Source organism: Sphingomonas sp. SFZ2018-12 (genome assembly GCF_022496715.1).
GTDB lineage: Bacteria > Pseudomonadota > Alphaproteobacteria > Sphingomonadales > Sphingomonadaceae > Sphingomonas.
This window is the reverse complement of the sequence record NZ_WTFM01000001.1, coordinates 142,338-165,893: the sequence shown is the minus strand read 5'-3', so window position 1 is coordinate 165,893 and position 23,556 is coordinate 142,338. Positions and strand designations below refer to the sequence as shown.

The following is a 23,556-nucleotide window of genomic DNA, read 5'->3' as shown; positions in this document are numbered from 1 at the left end:
GGCTCAGCCGGACTGAAACGGTGCGGCGCAAAATCGGGTGACATCCCATCGATCCGCGCAATTTTTGAGACGCTGGCCGGGAATGAAGGCTTTTACAAAAGCTCGCCATCTCTCCATCGTCACCCCGGCCTTGAGCCGGGGTCCCGCTGCCTGATCCGGCGCAAGAAACAGAGAGACCCCGGGTCAAGCTCGGGGTGACGGGAATATTCCTGAATCGCAGCGAGCAGAACACGCGCTCCGAGCAAGGAGTAAGCTTAGCGAACGGGCCGGTATCGACAAGCTCAGCAGCCTCTCAGGATGAGCCGGTCAAGACCGTCCGGTTTCATCCTGCGCTACCGCTTGCGGCCCTGATGCCGGATGTTCGCAGGCCGGCCGCGGCGTTTCAGCTCGCGCGGACCACGCGGGCCGCGCCCGGGCCGGCCGGCATCCGATCCCGATCCCTTGCCGTCGGGCAGTTCGAAACGGAGCGCACCCGACACCGGATTGGCCTCGACCAGGCGGAGCGAAAGGCGCTGGCCGAGCGCGAAAGCAGCGCCGGTTTCGTCACCGACCAACTGCTGGCGGGTTTCGTCATAGCGGAAATATTCGCGGCCCAGGTCGCGCGCCGGGACCAGCCCGTCGCCGCCCACCCCCTCGATCGTCGCAAAGAAGCCGAAGCTCTGCACCCCGGTGATCCGCGCGTCCATCACCGACCCGACATGTTCGGACAGATAGGCCGCGACGTAGCGGTCGATCGTCTCGCGCTCCGCCTCCATCGCGCGGCGTTCCAGCCCGCTGATGACCTCGCCGATGCGCACCATTTCCGCATCCTCGGGCACCAGCCCGCCCGGCCCGAGATCATGGGCGGCGACGAGCGCGCGATGCACGACCAGGTCGGCATAGCGGCGGATCGGCGAAGTGAAATGCGCATAGCTTCCCAGCGCCAACCCGAAATGGCCATGATTGGCGGGGCCGTAATAGGCCTGGGTCTGGGTGCGCAGCACCTGCTCCATCACCTGTGCGCGATGATCCGCCTCCGCGACCTTGCCGAGAATGTGGTTGAACGTCGCGGGACGGATCACCTGGCCGAGTGCGAATTCGATGTCGAAGGTCTTGAGATAGTCCTTGAGCGCGACGAGCTTCTCACGCGCCGGCGGTTCGTGGATACGATACATGACGGGTGCCTTTTTCGCCTCCAGCGCCTTGGCGGCAGCGACATTGGCGGCGATCATGTAATCCTCGATCAGCTTGTGCGCGTCGAGGCGCTCGCGCGGCGCGACCGACAGGATCCGGCCCTTCTCGTCCAGTATGATTCGCCGCTCGGGCAGGTCGAGGTCGAGCGGCGCGCGGGCCTCCCGCGCCTTGTTGAGCGCGTGCCAGCAGTCCCACAGCGGGGAGAGAATATCTTTAAGCCCCTCCCCTTCAGGGGAGGGGTTGGGATGGGAGTCATCCATCTGACGCGGCGCTGCTGGCACCGCCCCATCCCCATCCATCACCGCCTGCGCGTCCTCGTAAGCGATGTTGGCCACGATCCGCACCACCGCCCGGCTGAACCGCCAGGATTTGAGCGCCCCCGCCGCCGACACCTGCAGGTGACAGGCCAGCGCCGCGCGATCGACGCCCTCCTTGAGCGAACACACGTCCGCCGACAGGATTTCGGGCAGCATCGGCACCACGCGGTCGGGGAAATAGACCGAATTGCCCCGCTTGCGCGCTTCGCGGTCGAGCAGCGAGCCGGGGCGGACATAGAAGCTGACATCGGCAATCGCGACGATCGCGCGCCAGCCGCCGGGGTTGCCCGGATCATCGTCGGGCGCGGCCCAGACCGCATCGTCATGGTCACGCGCATCGGCCGGGTCGATCGCGACGATCGGCAGCGCGCGCAGATCCTCACGCCCCTCGCCCAGCTCGCGCGCCGCCGACTCCCCGGCCTCCGCCAGCAGCTCGTCGGAAAAGACGTTGGGAATGCCGTGCTTGTGGATCGCGACCAGCGAGAAGCTGCGCGGCGCGAACGGATCGCCGAGCCGTTCGACGACCTTGGCCGTCATGCGTGGCGGTCGTCCCGCCCGTTCCGCAAGCACCAGGTCGCCGACCTCGGCGCCGCCCAGGTCGGAGATCGGGAAGTCGCGGCGCTCCTTCTTCTCGACGCCTTGCAACCAGTGCTTGCCGCCTTCGGCATGGACGACGCCCAGCATCAGCGCCTCGCCGCGCGCCAGCTTCTTCATCGGGTGCGCGATCCAGCCCTTGCCGGCTTCCTCGGTTCGCGCCAGCACCCGGTCGCCCGGCGCCAGCGCCGAACGCCCGCGCTCGCGAATGCGCACGCGCGGTTCGGGCACGCCTTCGGCTTCCCAGCGTTCGGGCATCGCCCACACATTGCCGCCGTCGTCGACGTCGACGATGCGCAGGACCGTCACCTTGGGCAGCCCGCCCATTTTGTGAAAGGCGCGGCCGGGTGCCACGTCGATCAGCCCCTCGTCGCTCATGTCCTTCAGCAGCGCCTTGAGCGCGATCTTGTCCGGCCCACGCAGCGCGAACGCGCGCGCGATCTCGCGCTTGCCCGCCGGCTGGTCGCTCGACGCGATGAAATCCATGATCTGCTGGCGGGTCGGCAGGTTGCTGCGGCTGGACATATGCCGCTAGTGGCACAGATGGCCCCTGATCCACAGTCCAGATTGTCAGCAATTATTTGTATGATAATAGAGGGCATGTGACCCACGACCTGCTCATCATCGGCGGCGGCATCAACGGTTGCGCGATCGCGCGCGAGGCGGCGTTGCTCGGGCTGAAGGTGCTGCTGGTCGAGCGCGACGACCTGGCCAGCCACACGTCGTCGTCGTCGACCAAGCTGATCCATGGTGGGTTACGCTATCTCGAGCAATATGAGTTCAAGCTTGTCGCCGAGGCGCTGGCCGAACGCGAGCGGCTCGTGGCGATCGCCCCGCACCTCATCCACCCGATGGCGTTCGTGCTGCCGCATGAGCACCAGTTGCGGCCGTGGTGGATGATCCGGCTGGGGCTGGTGCTCTATGACCGGATCGGCGGCAAATCGACGCTGGCCAAGTCGCGCGGCCTGCGCGCCGCCGACATCGCCTATCGCGCGCCGCTCAAACGCCCGGGCAAAGGCTTCGTCTATTCGGACGCCTGGGTCGACGATTCGCGCCTGACCCTGCTCAATGCGATGGACGCGGCGGCGTGCGGCGCGACGGTGCAAACCCGCACCGCGCTGGTTAGCGCACGGCGCGAAGGCGAATTATGGCGTGCCGAGCTGTCGGATGGGCACGGCGTCACGGCACGCGCCATCGTCAACGCCGCCGGGCCGTGGGTGGCGAGCACGCTTGCGCGGCTCGGCGTCAATGCTGCCGCCGGCGTGCGGCTGGTCAAGGGCAGCCACATCGTCGTGCCGCGCCTGTATGACGGCGACCACGCCTATATCCTGCAACAGCCCGACCGGCGGATCGTCTTCGCCATCCCCTATCTCGACCGCTTCACCGAAATCGGCACCACCGACGTGCCGGTCGACGCGCCCGAAGACGCGGTGATCGACGGCGACGAGATCGACTATCTGTGCGCGGCGGTGAACCGCTATTTCACGCGCCAGATCACGCCGGCCGACGTGACCTCCGCCTGGTCGGGGGTGCGCCCGCTCTATGACGACGGTGCCGACGCCGCGTCGGAAATCACCCGCGACTATGTGCTCGAACTCGACACGAGCGGCCCGCCGCTGCTGTCGGTATTCGGCGGCAAGATCACGACCGCGCGCCATTTGGCCGAGGAAGCGATGGGCAAACTCGCCTCGACGATCGGCACGACCTTCCGGCCGGTGTCGCGCACCCGCCCGCTGCCCGGCGGCGACATTGGCAGGTTCGACACCTTTCTTGCCGACGTGCGACGGCGCTTTCCATTCCTGGGCGATCCGCGGTCGGATCGCATGGCGCGCGCCTATGGCGCGATGCTGATCGAGATGCTGGACGGCGTCGACAGCGAGGCTGCGATGGGCCGCGATTTCGGCCATGGCCTGACCGAGGTCGAGCTGCACTGGATGCGGGCGCGCGAATGGGCGCACGACGCCGCCGACGCGCTCGATCGCCGCAGCAAGCTGGGACTGGTGATGTCCGCCGACCAGCGCGCGGCGGTCGAGGCGTGGTTCAGCGACGCTTCGCTATAAGCAGCCATCGCGCCGAGTGCCGAGCGACCCCTTGTCGTCCCGGCGGAGGCCGGGACCGCTCACCACGTCGCGCGCCACTGCCAGCGGCCCCGGCCTGTGCCGGGGCGACGATCAATAGGCGCGGGCGATCAGGATCCGTTCGACTGCCGGCTCGCCGGTGAAGATGCAGGTACCGCTGGCCGGTTCAGCATCGCTCGGCACGTTGCGCGCCGTCAGCTTCAGCGCCTTCAGCCGCTCAACCACCTGGTCCAGCTCCGCGCCGGTCGGGCGGCACCAGCTCACCTCGACCCAGCCGGGATAGCGGTTGCCCTCGGCGAAATGCGCCTCGATCGCGGTGAAGTCGGTGACGTCGCGGCGGATGTTCGCGTCCATCCGCGCCCGGGCTTGTGAGTGGAGCGACTGCTGGACATCGGCCAGCATCGCCGCCGCGCCGCCCACAAAATCGCCGCGCGCAAGGATCGCGCTGTCGAGCTTGCCGTCGTCGCGATACAGCCGGTCGCGCCGCACGACCGACACATTGCCGCCCGCCACGTCGCGCCCGCCGACCTCGACGATCACTGGCGCGCCCTTCTTGACCCAGCCCCAGCGCTTGACCGCCGCCTTGGCCGGCCGCTGGTCGAGCAGCGCGCGCACCGGCTCGCCGAACGCCGACAGCGCGGCCAGCTCGGCCTGCAGCTCGCGGCAATAGGCGAGCACCGCCTCATCCTCCGGCCCGTCGCGCAGCATCGGCACGATCACCACCTGCCACGGCGCGACGCGCGGCGGCACGCGCAGGCCGTCATCGTCGCCGTGCACCATGATCAGCCCGCCGATCATGCGGGTCGACATGCCCCAGCTGGTCGTTTGCGCCAGTTCCAGCTGCCCTTCGGCATTCTGGAAGCGGATATTCTGCGCAGCCGAGAAATTGGTGCCCAGAAAATGGCTGGTCCCGGCCTGCAGTGCCTTGCCGTCCTGCATCATCGCTTCGATCGAATAGGTCGCGACCGCGCCCGGAAAACGCTCATGCTCGGGCTTTTCACCCGCGACCACCGGCAGCGCGACGCACTCCTCGGCGAAGCTGCGATAGACCTCCAGCATCTTCATCGTCTCTTCGCGCGCCTCGGCTTCGCTGGCGTGCGCGGTATGCCCCTCCTGCCACAGAAACTCGCTGGTGCGCAGGAACATGCGGGTGCGCATTTCCCAGCGCACGACATTGGCCCATTGGTTGATGAGGACGGGCAGGTCGCGCCAAGACTGGATCCAGCGGCTGAAGGCCGCGCCGATCACCGTCTCGCTGGTCGGGCGGACGACCAAAGGCTCCTCCAGCTTGGCGGCGGGGTCGGGCACCAGCCGCCCGTCCTGCTGGATCAGCCGGTGATGGGTGACGACCGCCATTTCCTTGGCGAAGCCGTCGACATGCTCGGCTTCCTTCTCGAAATAAGAGAGCGGAATGAACAGCGGGAAATAGCAATTCTCGTGCCCCGTCGCCTTGATGCGATCGTCGAGCAGTCGCTGGATGCGTTCCCAGATGCCATAGCCCCACGGCCGGATCACCATGCAGCCGCGCACCCCCGATTCCTCGGCCAGGTCGCCTTCGGAAATGACGGCTTGATACCAGGCGGCGAAATCGGCCTGGCGGGTGACGGGCAAAGCGTGCTTGATCATGCCCGCGGGGATTAACGCCATGGCCGCGCGGGGCAAGCGGGTTGTTCGGTCCGGCCGATCCGCCTAGGAGGTGTGTCAGCACGCTGAACCGATGCGGACCCGGCCCGCTCAGCAAAGCTGAACAGAGTCCCAAGGCCCAGACAATGCCCGCCGACCGCATCCTGACCGGCCTTGGCCTGCGCCTGATCGCGGTCCTGTGCCTCGCCACGATGGGCGCGCTTATCAAGCTGGTTGAGCTGCGCGGCGCGCACCTCGCCGAAATCCTCTTCTTCCGCCAGCTCGCGTCGCTGCCGATCGTGCTGATCTTCATCGCGGCGGGGGCGGAAGGTCTGCGCGGCATCTCCACCCGCCGCATCGGCGCGCATGCCGGGCGCACGATCGTCGGGCTGAGCGGCATGGTGTTCAATTTCCTGGCGGTGATCGTGCTGCCGCTGGCGGAAGCGACGACCTTTTCATTCACCGTTCCGATTTTCGCGACGATCCTGGGGGCGCTGGTGCTGCGCGAGCCGACCGGGGTGCATCGCTGGGGCGCGGTGATCGTCGGCTTCATCGGCGTACTGATCGTCGCACACCCGGGCAGCGCGGGCGGGGTCGCTGCCAGCGACGCGGCGATCGGGCTGACCGCGGCGTTGCTGGTCGCGATCGTGTCGATCCAGCTGCGCCAGCTCGGCCGGACCGAAGCCGCGGGCACCACGGTGTTCTGGTTCTCGCTCTTGTCGCTGCCGCCGCTCGGCATCGCCTATACAATGGTCGCCGCGGCGCACGACACGCTGACCTTCGCGATCCTGGCCGCGATCGGCATCGTCGGCGGCATCGGCCAGATCGCGCTGACCGCGGCGCTGCGCTTCGCGCCCGTCTCCGCTGTCGTGCCGATGGATTATTCCAGCCTGATCTGGTCGACGCTCTATGGATGGCTGATCTTCGCCGCGCTGCCCGGCATCAGCACCGCGATCGGCGCGCCGATCATTGTCGCGAGCGGGCTCTATATCGTCTGGCGCGAACACAGGTTGCGGCGGGCAACGACGCCGCCGGTGGGGGGATGAGGGTGCGTGAGCTAGCTTCGCTCGTCACGCCACCTCCTAACTGTCATGCACATCCCGCTCATCCTGAGCAGCCGCTTCGGCCTCGCTCGGTCGCTACTCAGGATGAGCGGAGATTTCTCCTTTTCCTCGAGTAACAGTCTGTCGGCTAGAGCCAGCTCGAAACCGACCCCTCCTACCCCCGCCGCCACACCAGCATCAGATTATTCGCCGGCATCTCGATCAGTCGTTCGCGCGCCAGGCCGTGCTGGTCGGCCACCGCGTCCATCGCCTCGACCGCGCGCAGGCCCCATCGGGGGTCGCGCGACCTGAGCGATTCGTCGAACGCCAGGTTGGACGGCGCGGTCGGTACATCGGCGCGCGTGAACGGACCATAGAGAATGAGCGGCGCGCCCGGTGCCAGCAAGCGCCCCGCGCCCGCGATCAGCCCCAGCGCCGCTTCCCACGGCGCGATATGGACCATGTTGGCGCAGAAGATCGCGTCCGCCGCCGCGGTCGGCCAGACCGGCGCGGCGGCGTCGAGTTCGAGCGGCACCGCGACATTTTTCAGTCCTTCGCACCATGCCGCGATCGAAGCCAGCGCCGCCGGATCGGGATCGCTCGGCTGCCAGCGCAGGGCCGGATAGCGGCCCGCCAGATAGGCGACATGCTCGCCGCTGCCCGAAGCGATTTCCAGCACCGTGCCCGATGCGGGCAGCAGATCGGCGAGCGCATCGGCGATCGGCTCGCGGTTGCGCAGCGTCGCGGGCGCATGCTTGCGCGCCTCGGTTCCGGCTTCGGCGACGATCCAGGGCAGCGAGTCGGCCATTGCTTGTCCTTTTGGCGGCTTGGCGCTTCAATGCGGCGACAGGTGGGGAGCAGGCAATGGCGAAAAGCAGTGATTCGGCAGGGGTGCGCTTTCCGCCGCCCCTGGTCTTTATCGGGATGCTGCTGATCGGCCTCGCGCTTGATCCGCTGGTCGGCAGCTTCGGGCTGGTTTGGACGCTGCGCTGGGCGGCGGGCGTGATCGTGGCGGTGGGTGGGCTGGTGATCATTGGCATGGCGATCGGCCTGTTCCGGCGTGCGGGCACCCGGCCGGAGCCTTGGGTCGAAACCAGCGCGATCGTCGCCGACGGCGTCTATGCCGCAACGCGCAATCCCATGTATCTCGGCATGGCGGCGGCGCAGGCAGGGCTGGCGATCCTGTTCGACAGCGTGGCGGGGGTGCTGCTGGTGCCGGTGGCGATGGCGCTGATCCACGCCTTCGTGATCGCGCGTGAGGAAGCCTATCTGACCGCCAAGTTCGGCGACGGCTACCTCGCCTACAAGGCGCGCGTGCCCCGCTGGTTCTGACGCACGGCGCGGATCCCGAACCAGATCAGCAGCCCGGCGGGTCCCGCCAGAAAGGTGACGAGCAGCACCGGCGCCTGCCCCCAGCGCGGAAAGCCGCGCCGGTCAGCGTCCTCCGCAATCCACAGCCCGGCGAACAGATCGAGCGCCAGATAGTGCAGCCAGCCCGTCACCACGCCGCCATCGGTCGCAAAAATCGCGCGCACGCCGGCGATGGTCGAGAAATCAGGCGCCGGCCCGTCGCTCGGCCCGAACCCACCGCTCAGCGCGGTTGCGACCAGTCCTGCATAGAGCAGGCACATCGCGCCCACGCCGCCGAAGCGCAGCACCGGGATCAGCCGCGCCCGACTAGGCAACAGGATCAGCATGGCCCAGGCGATCAGCGCCGCCAGATTGGCGATGCCGAACAGCGTGGACCAGCTCATCGGCCGGCCTATTCCGCCGCTTCGGCGGGCGCGGGGTCTTTCCAGGCCAGCACCGGCTTACGCGCGGCCTGGGTCTCGTCGAGCCGGCGGCGCGGCGCGAAATGCGGCGCAGACTTGAGGCTCGCATCCCCCGCCTTGGCACGCAGCACGACCGATCGCAGCGCGCCGATGAACTGGTCGAGCGCCGCCTTGCTCTCGGTCTCGGTCGGCTCGACCAGCATCGCGCCATGGACGACCAGCGGGAAATAGACGGTCATCGGGTGATAGCCCTCGTCGATCAGCCCCTTGGCGACATCCAGCGTCGAAAAACCCTCGGCCAGGTTCGAATCGCTGAACAGCGCCTCGTGCATGCACGGGCCCGACGCCGCGAACGGCGCGTCCATCACGTCCTCCAGGCTGCGCAGCACATAATTGGCATTGAGCACCGCATCTTCGGCAACCTGCTTCAGCCCATCCGCGCCATGGCTGAGGATATAGGTCAGCGCGCGGGTGAACATGCCCATCTGGCCGTGGAACGCGGTCATCCGCCCGAAGCTGTTGAGCCGGCCGCCGAAATGTTCGTTCGAGAACTCCTCGGCGCGCTCTTCCTCGATCAGGTGGATGTACCCGTCCTTGGTCCGCGCCGTGTAGGGCAGCGGCGCGAACGGCGACAGCGCCTCCGACAAGACCACCGGCCCCGAGCCCGGCCCGCCGCCGCCATGCGGGGTGGAGAAGGTCTTGTGCAGGTTGATGTGCATCGCGTCGACGCCCAGGTCGCCGGGACGCACCCGCCCGACGATCGCATTGAAGTTTGCGCCGTCGCAATAAACATAGCCGCCGGCGGCGTGCACCGCGTCACTGATCCGCTTCAGGTCACGCTCGAACAGGCCGCAGGTGTTGGGGTTGGTGATCATCACCCCCGCGACATCGGGGCCGAGCCGCTGCTCGAGCGCATCCACGTCGACGCGGCCCTCCGGCGTCGCCGGAATATCCTCGACCGTGAACCCCGCAAAGGCGGCCGTCGCCGGGTTGGTGCCGTGCGCGCTCTCCGGGACCAGGATGACGCGGCGATTGCCCTCGCCGCGCGCTTCCAGCGCCGCCTTGATGCACAGGATGCCGCACAATTCGCCATGCGCGCCCGCCTTGGGGCTCATGGCCACGCCATGCATCCCGGTCAGGTCGATCAGCCAGAAGGCGAGTTCGTTGATGACGCCCAGCGCGCCCTGCACCGTGTCGATCGGCTGGAGCGGGTGGATATCGGCAAAGCCGGGCAGCCGCGCCATCCGCTCATTGAGACGCGGATTATGCTTCATCGTGCACGACCCCAGCGGGAACAGCCCCAGGTCGATCGCGTAATTCTGGCGGCTGAGCCGGGTATAGTGGCGCACCGTCTCCGGCTCCGACAGGCCCGGCAGGCCGATCGGCCGCGTGCGATCCAGCCCGGCCAGGCGCGAGTTCACCGCGCGCTCGTCGGCCAGGTCGACACCGGTCGTCTCGGTCGATCCGATCTCGAAGATCAGCGCCTCGTCCAGCATCAGCGCGCGGTTGCCGGTATAGGTCGCGCTGCCGGCAGCACCGCCATCGCCCATGGTCGGACGCCATCCGCTTGTGTTGATCGTCATGCCAGCACCTCCGTCAGGCCCGCCACCAGGGCGTCGATGTCCTCGTCCGTGACCGTTTCGGTGACCGCGACCACCAACCCGTGGTCGAGCGCGTGTTCGTCGGGATAAAGCCGGCCCAGCGACACGCCGGCCAGGATGCGGCGTTCGGCGAGCTGGCGGACCAGCGGTCGCGCCGTCACCGGCAGCCGCACCGTGAACTCGTTGAAGAACGCATTGTTGACCAGCTCGACACCGGGCACCGCGACCAGCCGCTCGGCCACCTGCACCGCACGCGCGTGATTGATCGCCGACAGCCGGCGCAGCCCCGCCTCGCCCAGCAGCGTCATGTGGATCGAGAAGGCGAGCGCGCATAGCCCCGAATTGGTGCAGATGTTCGACGTCGCCTTTTCGCGGCGGATATGCTGTTCGCGCGTCGACAGGGTCAGCACGAAGCCGCGCTTGCCATCGGCATCAACCGTCTCGCCGCACAGCCGCCCGGGCATCTGGCGCACCAGCTTCTCCGAGCAGGCGAACAGACCCACATACGGCCCGCCGAACTGCAGCCCGACACCCAGCGACTGGCCCTCGCCCACCACGATGTCCGCGCCCATTTCGCCGGGGCTGCGGATCGCGCCCAGCGCCACCGGCTCGGTCACCACCGCGACGAGCAGCGCCTTCTTCGCATGGCATGCCGCCGCCAGCCCGGACAGGTCACCGATCCGGCCGAGAATATCGGGATACTGCACGACCACGCACGACGTATCGTCGTCGATCCGTGCGATCAGGTCGTCAGTGTCGGGCATGGGATCGAGCGTCGGGACGGCAGTCACCACGTCGTCGCCGGTAAACTTCGCCATCGTCCGCGCGACCGAGACGTAATGCGGATGCAGCCCGCCCGACAGGATCGCCTTGGCCCTCCGGGTCACCCGGCGCGCCATCGTGATCGCCTCCCAGCACGCGGTCGACCCGTCGTACATCGACGCGTTGGCGACGTCACAGCCGAACAGGCGCGCGACCTGAGTCTGGAACTCGAACAGCATCTGCAGCGTGCCCTGCGCGATTTCCGGCTGATAGGGCGTATAGGCGGTCAGGAATTCGCCGCGCTGGATCAGGTGGTCGACGCTGGCCGGGACATGATGGCGATAGGCACCGCAGCCGAGGAAGAAGGGCACATCGCCCGCGACCAGATTCTTCGCCGCCAGCGCCTTCATATGGCGCTCGACCGCCATCTCGCTGGCATGCATCGGCAGGCCGTGGATCGGGCCGTCGAGCTGGGCTTCCGCCGGCACATCGACGAACAGGTCGTCGATGGTGGCCGCACCGATGGTGGCGAGCATGGCGGCGCGGTCGGCCGGGGTCAGGGGCAAATAACGCATATGATTTCCCGTTGCTCCGGCGGAGGCCGGAGCCGCAAGCAGCGGGCGCGTGCTTCGATGTCGAAGCAGCCCCGGCCTCCGCCGGGGCGACGCCGGATCACAGTTTCGCGACGAACGCCTCGTATTTGCCTTCGTCCATCAGCTCGTCGAGCTCGGCCGGATCGCTCAGCGTCAGCTTGAAGAACCAGCCGTCGCCCTCCGGATCCTCGTTGACCAGCCCGGGATTTTCCTCGAGCGCCGCATTGCCCTCCAGCACGGTGCCCGACACCGGCGCATAGACGTCGGACGCGGCCTTGACCGATTCGACGACCGCAGCGTCATCGCCCTTGGTGAATTCCTTGCCCTCCTCGGGCACCTCGACGAACACCACGTCGCCCAGCTGGCCCTGGGCGTAATCGGTGATACCGACGGTGGCGACATCGCCGTCGACATCGATCCACTCATGGTCTTCGGTAAAGTATCGGCTCATATGGGCGGGCTCCTCAACGAACGTAACGATGGGGGACAAACGGCATGGCGACGATTTCGGCGCGGTGCGACTTGCCGCGCTGGGCGAGGGTCACCACCGTACCGGCAGCCGCCAGCGCGGCGGGCACATAGGCCATCGCGATCGGCTTCTGGACCGTCGGCGCGAATCCGCCCGAGGTGACGCGGCCGACCGCGCGGCCGTCGGCGTCGACGACTTCGGCGCCTTCGCGCACCGGCTGACGCCCCTCGACGATCAGGCCGACGCGTTTGACCGCCGCGCCTTGCGCCAGCTGCGCGGCGATCCGCTCGGCACCGGCAAAGCCGCCCGCCTCGCGCCGCTTCTTTGACAAGGCAAAGGTCAGGTCCGCCTCGACCGGTGTCGTGTCGGGATCGAGGTCATGGCCATAAAGCGGCAGGCCGGCCTCCAGCCGCAGCGAATCGCGCGCGCCCAGCCCGATCGGCTTGACCTCCGGCTCGGCGCACAGCGCATCGGCGAGCGCCACCGCGGCATCGGCCGACACCGAAATCTCGAAGCCGTCCTCGCCGGTATAGCCGGACCGCGAGACGTGCAGCTCGACGCCCTGCCAGCGATACGTCGCGGCCTGCATGAAGGTCAGCCGCTCGACCGGCGCGCCCTCGACCGCGACCGGGACCAGCCCCAGCCGCGCCAGCGCATCGACCGCCTTCGGCCCCTGCAGCGCCAGCAGAGCGTGCTCGTCCAGGTGATTGAGCGTGATCTCGTCGGGCAGGAATTCGCGCAGATGGGCGATGTCGTCCCATTTGGTCGCGCCGTTGACCACCAGATAAAGCGCCTCGCTTGTCGCGCCACCCACTTCGCCGTTCGCTTCGAGCGAAGTCGAGAAGCGTGTCTCGACGCCGCTTGACACGAACGGCGACGAAGCCGGGGTCAGCCGCGTGACCATCAGGTCGTCGAGCACGCCGCCATTTTCGGCAAGCAGCAGCGTGTAGCGCACCCGCCCCGGCTTCAGCGCGGAAATGTCGCCGGGCACCAGTGCCTCCAGCGCCTGCGCTGCGCCCTCGCCGGAAATCACCAGCTGGCCCATATGCGATACATCGAACAGCCCGGCGGATTCGCGCGTCCACAGATGCTCGGCCATGATGCCGTCATACTGGACCGGCATCTCATAGCCCGCGAACGGCACCATGCGGCCGCCGCGCGCGCGGTGCCAGGCATCGAGCGGCAGCCGGTCGAGCGCGACCGCCGCGTCGTCATCCGCATCCTGAAGGTCGAGATCGCTCATCGGGCACATCCATGCAGGCAGGAGGACAATCGACACAGTATCCCTGCCGCCGCTGCGGTACGGTCTGCATCGCCCCCTCTGTCACGGAACCTGAGAGCTTTCCCCGGGGCGAGTACCCGGGTTACCCCTTCGGTGGCCCCGGATCGGGTCCGGGGCGCTTTCCAGAGTGTCGATTTGGTCCGCGCGGTCCCGTCTGCCTGAGAGATTCCGGGGCGGTTGCTCCTTCGGCGGCGCCGTTCCCGTGACCGGTCACGACACGCTCTCCCGCGCGGCCCATGCCGGTTGCCCGCCATCGACGGGCTTACGCATGACGCGGCGCAGCAACCGAGTCAATCTGGCATTCGCGGCAAATCCGGCGACGTGGCGCAAACCGCCGCGCGGCGGCGCTCAGCGCGTGACGTTGTAGCGCAGCTGCGCCTCGGTCAGCTGAAAGCCGACCAGCGCCTCGAACGTCGCGCTCAGCACCGCCTGGCGCACCGCCGGCGTGCTCAGCGGGTCGATCGCCGCATCCTGATCGCCCGCGCGGCGGCGACGGGTCAGCTCGGCGCGGACTTCCTCGGGCAGGGTGGCGGCGGCCGCGTCGATGACGGCGGTTCCGTCTCCCTTTGCGGTTGTGCGTGCCTCGCCGGGCGCGAAACGCAGCGTCACGCTGCCGACCCGCTTCGACACCACCTGCGTGCCGCCGCGGACGACGCTCACGAAATAGGGCAGCGTCACGTCACGCGCACCTTCTGCGTTCAGGCGGCTGCCCTGGACATCGAAGGTCAGGCGGCTGACGATCTCGTTGCCGGTCTGACCACATTCGGCGCGGACATTGGTGATGATCGCCGTCACGTCGATCGCGCGCGAATCGGTGCTGCCCGCAGGATTGAACAGCGTGATGTCGCCGGTACCCGCGGGCACCGCGGCGATCGGGCAGGCCGACCGCACTGCCGTGACGCCCACCCCGCCCTCGACTTCCAGGTCGCCGGTGCGCCGGCAACCGCCCAGCACCAGCATCGCGGTGAGGGCACAAAGCGCAATCGGGCGGAACTTCACTGGCAGGAACCCTCATCAAACTCGGCGCGGAATGCCGCAACACTGGACAGGCCGGGGGCGTCGGCACCCGGCCCGGAACGGGGCGCACCATAGGAACCGCCTTTCGCCCACGCAAGCAATCGCGTAGACGCTGGCCCATGACGACCGACGCCAAGCCGCAACTCGACCTGCTGATCGCCGCGCCACGCGGCTTTTGTGCCGGGGTCGACCGCGCGATCCAGATCGTCGAGCTGGCGATCGCGCGCTACGGCGCGCCCGTCTATGTCCGGCACGAAATCGTTCACAACCGCTATGTCGTTGAAAACCTGAAGGCCAAGGGCGCGGTCTTCGTCGACGAGCTGGATGAAGTGCCCGACGGCGTTACCGTCGTCTTTTCCGCGCATGGCGTGCCAAAGGTCGTGCCCGCCCAGGCGGAGGCACGCGGGTTGTCCTATCTCGACGCGACATGCCCGCTGGTTTCCAAGGTCCACCGCCAGGCCGAGCGCCTGGTCGCCGCCGGCCGCCACATCGTCTTCGTCGGCCATGCCGGCCATCCCGAAGTCATCGGGACCTTCGGCCAGGTGCCCGACGGCCGCATGTCGCTGGTCGAAACGGTCGAGGATGTCGAGGCGCTCGATGTGCCCGATCCGGAAAACCTCGCCTACCTGACCCAGACCACCCTGTCCGTCGACGATACCGCGGCGATCTGCGCGGCGCTCCAGGCGCGCTTTCCCGCGATCCTCGCGCCCAAGGCCGACGATATCTGCTACGCGACGTCCAATCGCCAGGCGGCGGTCAAGGCGATCGCCTCATCATGCGAGCGTGTGCTGGTCATCGGCGCGCCCAATTCGTCCAACTCGCTCCGGCTGGTCGAGGTCGCCGAGCGTGAAGGCACGCCGTCGCGGTTGATCCAGCGCGGCGCCGATCTCGATTTCGCCTGGCTCGACGGGGTGCGAACGCTGGGGATCACGGCCGGTGCGTCCGCCCCGGAGATCCTGGTTCGCGAAGTCGTGGATGCGATCGCGAGCCGTTTCGATGTGACCGAGCGCGAGGTGGAAGTGACGCGCGAGGCGATCGCGTTCCGGCTGCCGCGCGGGCTCGAAGCCGCCTGACGCGCGTCGCGGCGCCGGATGGCTGTCTATACCCATGTGTCCGCGGAGGCGTTGGGCGCGTTCCTGACCCGCTTCGATGTCGGCGATCTCGTCTCGGCCAAGGGCATTGCCGAGGGGGTGGAGAACAGCAATTACCTGGTCGAAACCACGCGCGACCGCTTCATCCTTACGCTGTATGAAAAGCGGGTGTCGGCGGACGACCTGCCCTATTTCCTGTCGCTGCTCGATCATCTGGCGGCCAAGGGCCTGCCGGTGCCGCCGGCGATCAAGGACCGTCGGGGCCAGGCGATTCATGAACTGGCCGGGCGTCCCGCCTGCCTGATCCGCTTCCTGAAGGGCGTGTCATTGTCCCACCCCACCCCGGCCCAGGCACTGGCGGCGGGCGATGCAATGGGGCGGATGCACGCCGCCGTCGCCGACTTCACCGGCGATCGCGTCAATTCGATGGGAGAGCCGACCTGGCGCGCGCTGTATGAACGTTGCGGCATCAGCCTGGATGAAATCGCGCCGGGGCTTCACCACGATCTCGGCTTCGCGATCGGCGACCTCGCAGCAACCTGGGATCGCGATGGGCTTGACCGCTGCGCCATCCATGCCGACCTGTTTCCCGACAATGTCCTGATGCTGGGCGACGCGATCACCGGGTTGATCGACTTCTATTTCGCCTGCACCGACATCCGCCTGTACGACCTGGCGATCATGCACGCCGCCTGGTCGTTCGACGCCAGCGGCACGCACCACGATGCGGCGGTCGGTGATGCACTGATCGCCGGATACGCCCGACACTTCCCGCTGAGCGGGGCCGAGCGGGCAGCGTTCAGCGACCTAGCGGTCGGCGCGTGCATCCGCTTCACCCTTTCGCGCGCATGGGACTGGCTCAACACGCCTGCCGATGCGCTGGTGACGCGCAAGGACCCGCTCGCCTTCTGGCGGCGGCTGCGCGTCTATGATCCGAACCTCGCCGGCCTGACCCGGACGCTCGCATGACCGAGTTGCCGCTGGTCGAGATCGCCACCGATGGCGCGTGCAAGGGCAATCCCGGACCCGGCGGCTGGGGCGCGATCCTGCGCTTTGGCGACAAGGAGCGCGAATTGTCGGGTGGCGAGCCGCTGACGACCAACAACCGCATGGAGCTGATGGCGGCGATCGAGGCGTTGCGCGCGCTCAACAAGCCTTGCCGGGTCAAGCTGACCACCGACAGCCGCTACGTCATGGACGGCCTGACCAAATGGATTCACGGCTGGCGACGCAATGGCTGGCGTACCGCCGACCGCAAGCCGGTCAAGAATGCCGAACTGTGGCAGCAGCTGCTCGCCGTCGCCGAACCGCATCGCGTCGAATGGCAATGGGTCAAGGGGCATGCCGGCCACCCCGACAATGATCGCGCCGACCGGCTGGCCAGCGACGCTGCACTGGCGGTGGCGGCCGGCAGGACATCGCCGGCGCGCGGATGATGCGGCGATCGGAGCGCGCGCGGGGTCGAAGCCGCCGCCGCACCCTCGACACGCCCAGGGACCTTCCATATCAGCAAAGCGTTGCTGCTGCGATGCAACACACGGAGTCTGACGGGCAATGACATCCTCACCGGGGCGCGAACCGATTACCCCTGTTATCCTGTCGGGGGGATCGGGCACCCGGCTATGGCCCTTTTCCCGACCGGAAATGCCCAAGCAGTTCCTTGCCCTCGACGGCACCGAGACGATGCTCCAGGCGACCGTCAACCGCGTGCCGGTCTCCGCCGGCTTCGCGGCACCCATCGTTGTCGCGGCGCAGGGTCATGCGGCATTGGTCACGGCCCAGCTGTCTGCGATCGGCGTCGACGCCGCATCGGTGATCCTCGAGCCGGTGGCGCGCAACACCGCGCCGGCCATCGCGCTTGCGGCTCTCGCGGTCGAGGGTGACCCGATCCTGCTCGTCATGCCGTCCGACCATGTCATCCGAGATGTCGCAGCGTTTCATGCCGCGATCGGGCGCGCGCGCGACCTGGCCGACGATGGCTGGCTGGTCACGTTCGGGATCACGCCCGATTCGCCGCAAACCGGCTATGGCTGGATCGAGATCGGCGCGCCGCTGGGCGAAGGCACGTTCCGCGTCAACCGCTTCCTCGAAAAGCCGTCGCGCGAGCGGGCGGACGCAATGCTCGCTGCCGGTGGCCATGCCTGGAACGGCGGCATCTTTCTGTTCCGGGCAAGCGCCTATCTGAACGCGCTGGATGTTCACGCGCCCGACGTTGCGGATGCCGCGCGCCGGGCAATGGCGGTGCCGCGCACCGATGGCGCGCTGCTGCACCCGGATGCGCATGCGATCGCGTCGGCGCCGTCGATCTCGATCGACTATGCAGTGATGGAAAAGGCGCCGCAGGTGGCGGTGGTTCCGGTCGGCATGGAATGGAGCGACGTCGGCAGCTGGGACGCGCTGCACGGCATCAGCGCCTGCGACGACGCCGGGAATGTGTGTCGTGGCGATGTCGTGGCGATCGACAGCCGCGACTGCCTGGTGCTCGCCGGGGGCGCACGCGTCGCCGTTCTCGGGGTAGAGGGGCTAGCGGTCATCGTCGACGGCGACGACATCCTGATCCTGCCGCGCGCACGGTCGCAGGACGTGAAGCGCGTGACCGATGCGGTCGCGGACCGATCCGCAAGGTCCAGCCCGACCGGCTGACCGGTGAATCGAAGATGACGGTCAGTCGCCCTCTTCGACCGGCGCGCCAGGACCGTTTTTCAGGACGGACTCGATCGCATTGCGCGCGCTGGCCTTCGAGGCATAGCCCTCGGTCCACCAGATCAGTTCCGAATTATATTTGAACTTGGCGACGAACTCGCCGGCCTTGTTCTTTTCGATCACGAACTTGTGCGCCATCGCATCGCCCCCGATTCATCGTTTCGGCACGGGAAGGATCGACGCAATCGGCGCCGACGTCAACCGGCGGTCATGCCGACGCAGCCGCCAGCCGGGCGGGCAGATAGGCGCTGGCATCGACGTCGCGCACCAGCGGTTCGGGCGTCGCGTTCAGGATCAGCGCCTTGGCAAGCTTGGCCGCCGCCGGCGCGGTCTGGATGCCGAATCCGCCCTGCCCCGCAAACCAGAAGAAGCCGGGCCGCGCGTCGTCAAAGCCATAGACCGGCAGCCGGTCGGGCGCGAAGCTGCGCAGCCCCGCCCAGCGGCGCTCGACCGCCGCGATCCGCCAGTCGACCGCCGCCTCCAGCCGGTCGATCGCCACTGCGACGTCGATCTCCTCGGGCGCGACGTCGCGCGGCCGATCGGGGATTTCGTCGTGCGGCGACAGCCAGATGCGGCCGCCGGCTTCGGGCTTGAAGTAGAATTGGTCGCGTACGTCGCGGATCAGCGGCATGTCGGACGGCGCCCCCGGCTCGACCCGCAACTGCGCCAGGGTCCGTCGCAACGGTGCGATGCCGACCGGCGGCACGCCGGCCAGCGCGGCCACCTCGTCCGCCCATGCACCCGCTGCGTTGACCAATATTCCCGCGGCGACCGTGCCCCCGGTCGTTTCCAGGTGCCACATCGCGCCCGCCCGAGCGGCCGCGATCAGCCGCGCTGAAGTCAGGATGTGCACCCCGTGCCGGCGCGCGGTGCGCAGATAGGCCCCGTGCAGCCCGCCCACATCGATGTCGCAGCAGCTTGGATCGAGCAGCCCCAGCCGCCAGTCGGGGCGCAGTCCCGGCACGAACGCGGCGGGGTCGACCGATTGGAAAATGAGTCCGGCGTCGGCGAAGGTCGCGACCATGGCGTCGATCAGCGGCGCGTCGGCCTGTCTGCCGATGAAGAGTTCGCGGCGCGCCGACAGGAAGCCGGCATCGGCAACGTCGGCGGGCGGATCGCGCAGCCAGGGCCCCGACGCGGTCGTCAGCGGTTGAACCCCCGGCCCGCCATAGGTTTCCGACCAGAACGCCGCCGAACGGCCGGTGGCGTGATAGCCCGGCTGATCCTCCGCCTCGATCAGGACGACTCTTGCATGCGGAGCCAGTTCCGCCGCGACGCTCGCCCCGGCGATCCCGCCACCGACGATCGCGACGTCGAATGCCGTCATGCCATCACCGCGACGGAATCAGCCCCGGATCGGGCACGCGCGTCGAGGAACAGGTCAATTTCCGCCAGCGCGCGATTGCGCACGGCGTCGACCTCGCGCAGGATTTCATGCGCGGACTCGCGCCCGAACCGCACCACCCGATTGTCGGGCAGCCGCGCGGCGGTCGCATGGGCCGCGCGGGGATCGACCAGCTTGTCGTGGTCGGCGATCAGCATCAGCGTCGGCACGCGGACCCCGCCCAGCACCGCCGGATCGCGCAGGTTGCGGGTCGATGCGAACGCTTCGATCACCCAGTTCCAGCTCGGCGGGCCGGTCAGCAGCTCCGGCTTCTCGGTCTGCCACCAGATCTCGTCGGCATAACGATCCGCATCGTCGGTCAGCAACGCGGCGCGGGTGTCGGTGGTATAGGGCTTCTCGTTGCCCTTCCACGCCGGACGGGCCGGATTGCCGACCCCGCCCAGCCGCCGGGCCAGCCATTCGGCGAAGCGCGGGCCGATCGGCCCGTGCAGCCCGAGCATCGGCGCGATCAGGACGGCGGCAGCGGGCGCGATCCGTTGCTCGGCGAGCGCGCGCAACACCAGGTGCCCGCCCATCGAATGTCCCATGATGACATGCGGCGCGGGCGTCTGTGCCACCCACTGCCGAAAGAACACCGCCAGGTCGTCAATGAACTGTTCGAACCGGTCGATATGGCCGCAATGCGGGTTGTCGGTCAGCCGACCCGATCCGCCCTGCCCACGCCAGTCGAACGAGGTGACGTGCCAGCCGCGCCTATGCCAATGGTCGAGCGTCTCCAGATATTTCTCGAAAATGTCGCCGCGCCCGCCCTGGAACAGGATGCTGCCGCGCGGCGCGCTATCGGACGCAGCCGGCCAGGTGAACCGGCGCAGGTCCCACCCGTCGGGCGCGCGCCAGCGATCGATCCGGGCGCCCTCGGGCACCGTGCGGCAAAGGGTTCGGTCATCGGCCATGCACGGTGGTTACGTTTTGGAAAGCCGTTCCGTCTAGGGATTTGTCCGGTGGGGAATATCGTAAACCTGATCTTGATCGTCAGCCTCGTGCTGCTGCTCGTGTCGGCGGGCGTCGAGGACGCGCGCCAGCGCACGATCGCCAACTGGAAGAACGCGGCGATCGCGTTGTTCGCGATCGCATGGTGGGTCGCCAATGGCCGCGCGCTTTGGCCCGACATCGCGCTGCAGGTCGGCGTGGCCGCCGCGGTGTTCGGGATGTTCGTGCTGGTGTTCGCGCTCGGCCAGATGGGCGGCGGCGATGTCAAGATGATCGGTGCGCTGGCGCTGTGGCTGCCGATCGAGCCCCTCGTGTGGATGCTGATTTTGATGTCGCTGCTCGGCGGTGCGCTGACGGCGGTGCTGATGCTCGAAAAATGGCTGCGCAAGCGCGAGGGCGCGATCGAGATTCCCTACGGCGTCGCGATCGCCATGGCGAGCCTGATCGCGCTGCGCGAACCGTATCTTAACCATTTCGGGTGATTGCTTAACGCTGGATCAACCGGCCCGGCGACTGAAAGGCCCTTTGCGTCATGGATGGAAGAAAGATCATTCTGCTGGTGGGTGCACTGATCGTGGCAGCGATCACGGCGTTCATGGCCCGCAACCTGATGTCGGGCACGCCCGCGCCACAAGCGGTCGCAAACGGCGCACCCGTCGTCAAGGTCAAGGGCCCCGAGGTGCTGGTCGCCGCGCGCGCGCTGCCGGTCGGCACTATCCTCGATGCCGGCGCGCTGAAGTTTCAGCCCTGGCCGGCCGAACTGATCGAAGGCGCCTATTACATCAAGGGCACCAACGCCGACCTGAAGCAGCTTCAGGGCACCGTTGTGCGCTATGCGATCCCCGCCGGCCAGCCGGTGACCCAGGGGTCACTGGTCAAGCCCGGCGATCGCGGCTTCCTGGCCGCGGCGCTCGGGCCGGGGATGCGCGCGGTCACCGTGCCCGTTTCCGCACAGTCGGCGGTGGCCGGTTTCGTGTTCCCGGGCGACCGCATCGACATCGTGCTGACGCAATCGGTCGCCGGCGGCGGCGACGGTCCGCCGCTCAAGGTGTCGGAGACAATCCTGCGCAATGTTCGCGTGCTCGCCACCGACCAGCGCACCGACAAGACGACCGACGACAATGGCAAGACGGTCGTCGAAACCTATTCGACGGTCACGGTCGAAGCCACGCCGCGCATCGCCGAAAAGCTGGCGGTCGCACAGACCGTGGGTTCGCTGTCGCTGTCGCTGCGCTCGCTGGCCGACAGCGCGGGCGAACTTGAGCAGGCGATTGCCGATGGCGAGGTGAGCGTTCCGGAAGGCGGCGATCCCGCTGCGGAAAAGGCGATGCTGGCCCGCGTGTCGGCGCGTCCGATCGAAGGCCGGGCGAGCTTTTCCACGGGTGCCGACATCTCGCGCTACCAGCGCAGCACCGTGCCGGCCAAGCCGGTCGAGGGCAATGGCGGCAGCAACGGCGCATCCGGCATTCCGGGCGCCGGACCGGTCGTGCGCATCGCACGCGGCAACAACGTGACGGAAGTCGCGACGGGGGGGAAGAATTAAGATGGCAACGCTTTCGAAGCGCATGGTCGGTGCGCCGGCGATCCTGGCCCTGCTGGCCAGCACCGTCGGGACCACTGCGATGCCCGCATTCGGCCAGCAGGTCGCCAGCACGCCGCAGACGGTCCAGGTCAACACCGGCCGCGGTCGCCTGATCACGCTCGCCCAGCCGATGTCCGACCTGTTCGTCGCCGACGAAAGCGTGGCCGACGTCCAGGTCCGCTCGCCGACCCAGCTATACATCTTCGGCAAGGGGCCCGGTGAGACGACGGTCTATGCGACGTCCAAAACGGGCAAGGTCGTTTATTCGGCGACGGTCCGGGTCGGCAACAATTTCGACTCGATCGGCCAGATGCTCAGCCTGACCATGCCCGACGCCGACGTGAAGGCGACGACGCTCAACGGCATCGTCGTGCTGACCGGCACCGTGCCGAACCCCGACGACGCGGCCGAGGCGGAGCGCCTGGTCCAGGCGTTCGTCGGCGACAAGACGCAGGTGCTGACCCGCATCCGCACCGCGACCCCGCTCCAGGTGAACCTGCAGGTCCGGATCGCCGAGGTCAGCCGCAGCTTCGTCAAGAATATCGGCGTCAACCTGGCGTCGGCGGATTCGACCGGCGGCTTCAAGTTCGGCGTGTCGCGCGGCCGTTCTTCTGCATCGCAGTTCGTGCCCGGCGGCCCGATCGGCGTCGGCAACGAAGGCAGCGATGACGTCACCGTCCTGACCGCGCCCGCGACCGGGACCGCGCTCTACGGCGCGGGCAAACTGCTCGGGCTCGACCTGCTCGGCTCGCTCGATCTGGGCGAACGCAACGGCCAGGTGATTACGCTCGCCAATCCGAACCTGACCGCGCTGTCGGGCGAAACCGGCACCTTCCTGGCGGGCGGCGAAATCCCGATCCCGATCAGCCAGGGACTGGGCGCAGTCTCGGTCGAATACAAGCAGTACGGCGTCAGCCTTGCCTACACGCCGACGGTGCTCTCCGACGGCCGCATCTCGCTGCGCGTCCGCCCGGAGGTGTCGCAGCTGACCGCAGTCGGCGCCGTCACGCTCAACGGGACGCAGATCCCTGCGCTCACGACGCGACGCGCGGAAACGACGGTCGAGCTCGGCTCGGGCCAGAGCTTCATGATCGGCGGCCTGCTTCAGAACAACCAGGACAATTCGATCGACAAGGCACCCGGCCTTGGCGACGTGCCCCTGCTCGGTTCGCTGTTCCGCTCGAACTCGTTCCAGCGCAACGAAACCGAGCTGGTGATCGTCATCACCCCGTATCTGGTCAAGCCTGTCGACGCGTCGCAGATCGTGCTGCCGACCGACGGCTACCGCTCGCCCAACGATGCGGAGCGGCTGTTGCTGGGGCAGACTTCGGTCGGCCAGACCGGCGAGAAGCGGCCGATGCCGAGCGTCGCGCCGTCGACCAGCGCCGCGCCGACGATCGGTGCCGTCGCCCCGCTCCCGACCGGCCCGACGCTGCCGCAGGCAAGCCCGTCCGAAAAGGCGATCAACCCACGGGGCAAGGCAAAATCGGCCGCGCCCGGTTTCAGCGCGAATTGATCCGG

General features: G+C 68.0%; 22 protein-coding genes and 1 riboswitch. Of the genes, 10 read left to right on the top strand and 12 right to left on the bottom strand.

Annotated features, from left to right (window positions below):
- Nucleotides 1-332 precede the first annotated feature (332 nt).
- Nucleotides 333-2,609: a VacB/RNase II family 3'-5' exoribonuclease gene (locus GO308_RS00845; protein ID WP_240883539.1), complete on the bottom strand. Its 2,277-nt coding sequence runs from the start codon at nt 2,607-2,609 to the stop codon at nt 333-335.
- Between the two features lie 77 nt (nt 2,610-2,686).
- Between GO308_RS00845 and glpD the strand changes: the two genes are divergently transcribed.
- Nucleotides 2,687-4,144: a glycerol-3-phosphate dehydrogenase gene (gene glpD / locus GO308_RS00840; protein ID WP_240883538.1), complete on the top strand. Its 1,458-nt coding sequence runs from the start codon at nt 2,687-2,689 to the stop codon at nt 4,142-4,144.
- Nucleotides 4,145-4,255: 111 nt separating this feature from the next.
- Here glpD and proS read toward each other — a convergent pair whose 3' ends face one another.
- Nucleotides 4,256-5,788, bottom strand: coding sequence for a proline--tRNA ligase (proS, locus tag GO308_RS00835; RefSeq protein WP_240883537.1), 1,533 nt, complete (start codon nt 5,786-5,788; stop codon nt 4,256-4,258).
- A 143-nt stretch (nt 5,789-5,931) separates the two neighbouring features.
- Here proS and GO308_RS00830 point away from each other — a divergent pair, with 143 nt between their 5' ends.
- Nucleotides 5,932-6,831, top strand: a complete 900-nt coding sequence (locus GO308_RS00830; RefSeq protein ID WP_240883536.1) for a DMT family transporter — start codon at nt 5,932-5,934, stop codon at nt 6,829-6,831.
- Nucleotides 6,832-7,003: 172 nt separating this feature from the next.
- On the opposite strand, the gene GO308_RS00825 is transcribed toward GO308_RS00830, so the two are convergent.
- Nucleotides 7,004-7,636: a DUF938 domain-containing protein gene (locus GO308_RS00825; protein WP_240883535.1), complete on the bottom strand. Its 633-nt coding sequence runs from the start codon at nt 7,634-7,636 to the stop codon at nt 7,004-7,006.
- A 56-nt stretch (nt 7,637-7,692) separates the two neighbouring features.
- On the opposite strand from GO308_RS00825, the gene GO308_RS00820 reads away from it, so the two are divergent.
- Complete coding sequence (locus GO308_RS00820) at nt 7,693-8,160, top strand: isoprenylcysteine carboxylmethyltransferase family protein (RefSeq protein WP_066550936.1); 468 nt, start codon at nt 7,693-7,695, stop codon at nt 8,158-8,160.
- Here GO308_RS00820 and GO308_RS00815 read toward each other — a convergent pair.
- The 6 genes from GO308_RS00815 to GO308_RS00790 form a co-directional block, all read right to left on the bottom strand.
- Nucleotides 8,130-8,582, bottom strand: coding sequence for an ABA4-like family protein (locus GO308_RS00815; RefSeq protein ID WP_066550938.1), 453 nt, complete (start codon nt 8,580-8,582; stop codon nt 8,130-8,132). The genes GO308_RS00820 and GO308_RS00815 overlap by 31 nt on opposite strands.
- A gap of 8 nt (nt 8,583-8,590) precedes the next feature.
- Nucleotides 8,591-10,183, bottom strand: coding sequence for an aminomethyl-transferring glycine dehydrogenase subunit GcvPB (gene gcvPB / locus GO308_RS00810; RefSeq protein WP_240883534.1), 1,593 nt, complete (start codon nt 10,181-10,183; stop codon nt 8,591-8,593).
- Nucleotides 10,180-11,538, bottom strand: a complete 1,359-nt coding sequence (gene gcvPA, locus GO308_RS00805; protein WP_240883533.1) for an aminomethyl-transferring glycine dehydrogenase subunit GcvPA — start codon at nt 11,536-11,538, stop codon at nt 10,180-10,182. Before gcvPA ends, gcvPB begins: the two co-directional genes overlap by 4 nt.
- A 97-nt stretch (nt 11,539-11,635) precedes the next feature.
- Nucleotides 11,636-12,007 carry a glycine cleavage system protein GcvH gene (gcvH, locus tag GO308_RS00800; RefSeq protein WP_066672433.1) on the bottom strand — a complete coding sequence of 124 codons (372 nt, stop codon included), beginning with the start codon at nt 12,005-12,007 and terminating at the stop codon, nt 11,636-11,638.
- A gap of 13 nt (nt 12,008-12,020) precedes the next feature.
- The gene (gcvT, locus tag GO308_RS00795) at nt 12,021-13,268 is read right to left on the bottom strand and encodes a glycine cleavage system aminomethyltransferase GcvT (RefSeq protein ID WP_240883532.1); all 1,248 of its coding nucleotides are present in this window, start codon (nt 13,266-13,268) and stop codon (nt 12,021-12,023) included.
- A 174-nt stretch (nt 13,269-13,442) separates the two neighbouring features.
- Nucleotides 13,443-13,545, bottom strand: a riboswitch (glycine riboswitch).
- Between the two features lie 110 nt (nt 13,546-13,655).
- Nucleotides 13,656-14,306, bottom strand: coding sequence for a hypothetical protein (locus GO308_RS00790; protein ID WP_346768949.1), 651 nt, complete (start codon nt 14,304-14,306; stop codon nt 13,656-13,658).
- Between the two features lie 137 nt (nt 14,307-14,443).
- Between GO308_RS00790 and ispH the strand changes: the two genes are divergently transcribed.
- From ispH to GO308_RS00770, 4 genes are all read left to right on the top strand, one after another.
- Nucleotides 14,444-15,397, top strand: coding sequence for a 4-hydroxy-3-methylbut-2-enyl diphosphate reductase (ispH, locus tag GO308_RS00785; protein WP_066481044.1), 954 nt, complete (start codon nt 14,444-14,446; stop codon nt 15,395-15,397).
- An 18-nt stretch (nt 15,398-15,415) separates the two neighbouring features.
- Nucleotides 15,416-16,384: a homoserine kinase gene (gene thrB, locus GO308_RS00780; RefSeq protein ID WP_066481046.1), complete on the top strand. Its 969-nt coding sequence runs from the start codon at nt 15,416-15,418 to the stop codon at nt 16,382-16,384.
- Complete coding sequence (gene rnhA / locus GO308_RS00775; RefSeq protein ID WP_240883531.1) at nt 16,381-16,851, top strand: ribonuclease HI; 471 nt, start codon at nt 16,381-16,383, stop codon at nt 16,849-16,851. The genes thrB and rnhA overlap by 4 nt, the downstream gene beginning before the upstream one ends.
- Nucleotides 16,852-16,969: 118 nt before the next feature.
- Complete coding sequence (locus tag GO308_RS00770; protein ID WP_240883530.1) at nt 16,970-18,058, top strand: mannose-1-phosphate guanylyltransferase/mannose-6-phosphate isomerase; 1,089 nt, start codon at nt 16,970-16,972, stop codon at nt 18,056-18,058.
- A 21-nt stretch (nt 18,059-18,079) separates the two neighbouring features.
- On the opposite strand, the gene GO308_RS00765 is transcribed toward GO308_RS00770, so the two are convergent.
- From GO308_RS00765 to GO308_RS00755, 3 genes are all read right to left on the bottom strand, one after another.
- Nucleotides 18,080-18,256 carry a DUF1508 domain-containing protein gene (locus tag GO308_RS00765; protein WP_082731011.1) on the bottom strand — a complete coding sequence of 59 codons (177 nt, stop codon included), beginning with the start codon at nt 18,254-18,256 and terminating at the stop codon, nt 18,080-18,082.
- Nucleotides 18,257-18,326: 70 nt separating this feature from the next.
- Nucleotides 18,327-19,445 carry an FAD-dependent oxidoreductase gene (locus GO308_RS00760; RefSeq protein ID WP_066550960.1) on the bottom strand — a complete coding sequence of 373 codons (1,119 nt, stop codon included), beginning with the start codon at nt 19,443-19,445 and terminating at the stop codon, nt 18,327-18,329.
- Nucleotides 19,442-20,416, bottom strand: a complete 975-nt coding sequence (locus tag GO308_RS00755) for an alpha/beta hydrolase (RefSeq protein ID WP_240883529.1) — start codon at nt 20,414-20,416, stop codon at nt 19,442-19,444. Before GO308_RS00755 ends, GO308_RS00760 begins: the two co-directional genes overlap by 4 nt.
- A 48-nt stretch (nt 20,417-20,464) precedes the next feature.
- On the opposite strand from GO308_RS00755, the gene GO308_RS00750 reads away from it, so the two are divergent.
- The 3 genes from GO308_RS00750 to GO308_RS00740 all read left to right on the top strand — a co-directional run bounded on the left by GO308_RS00750 (nt 20,465) and on the right by GO308_RS00740 (nt 23,551).
- A complete protein-coding gene (locus GO308_RS00750; protein ID WP_240883528.1) occupies nt 20,465-20,935 on the top strand; it encodes a prepilin peptidase in 471 nt (156 codons plus the stop codon).
- A gap of 50 nt (nt 20,936-20,985) precedes the next feature.
- Nucleotides 20,986-21,996 (top strand): Flp pilus assembly protein CpaB, encoded by a 1,011-nt coding sequence (gene cpaB, locus GO308_RS00745; RefSeq protein WP_066481053.1) that lies wholly within the window; start codon nt 20,986-20,988, stop codon nt 21,994-21,996.
- Between the two features lie 79 nt (nt 21,997-22,075).
- Entirely contained in the window at nt 22,076-23,551 is a 1,476-nt protein-coding gene (locus GO308_RS00740; protein ID WP_231726087.1) for a type II and III secretion system protein family protein, read from the top strand.
- Nucleotides 23,552-23,556 lie beyond the last annotated feature (5 nt).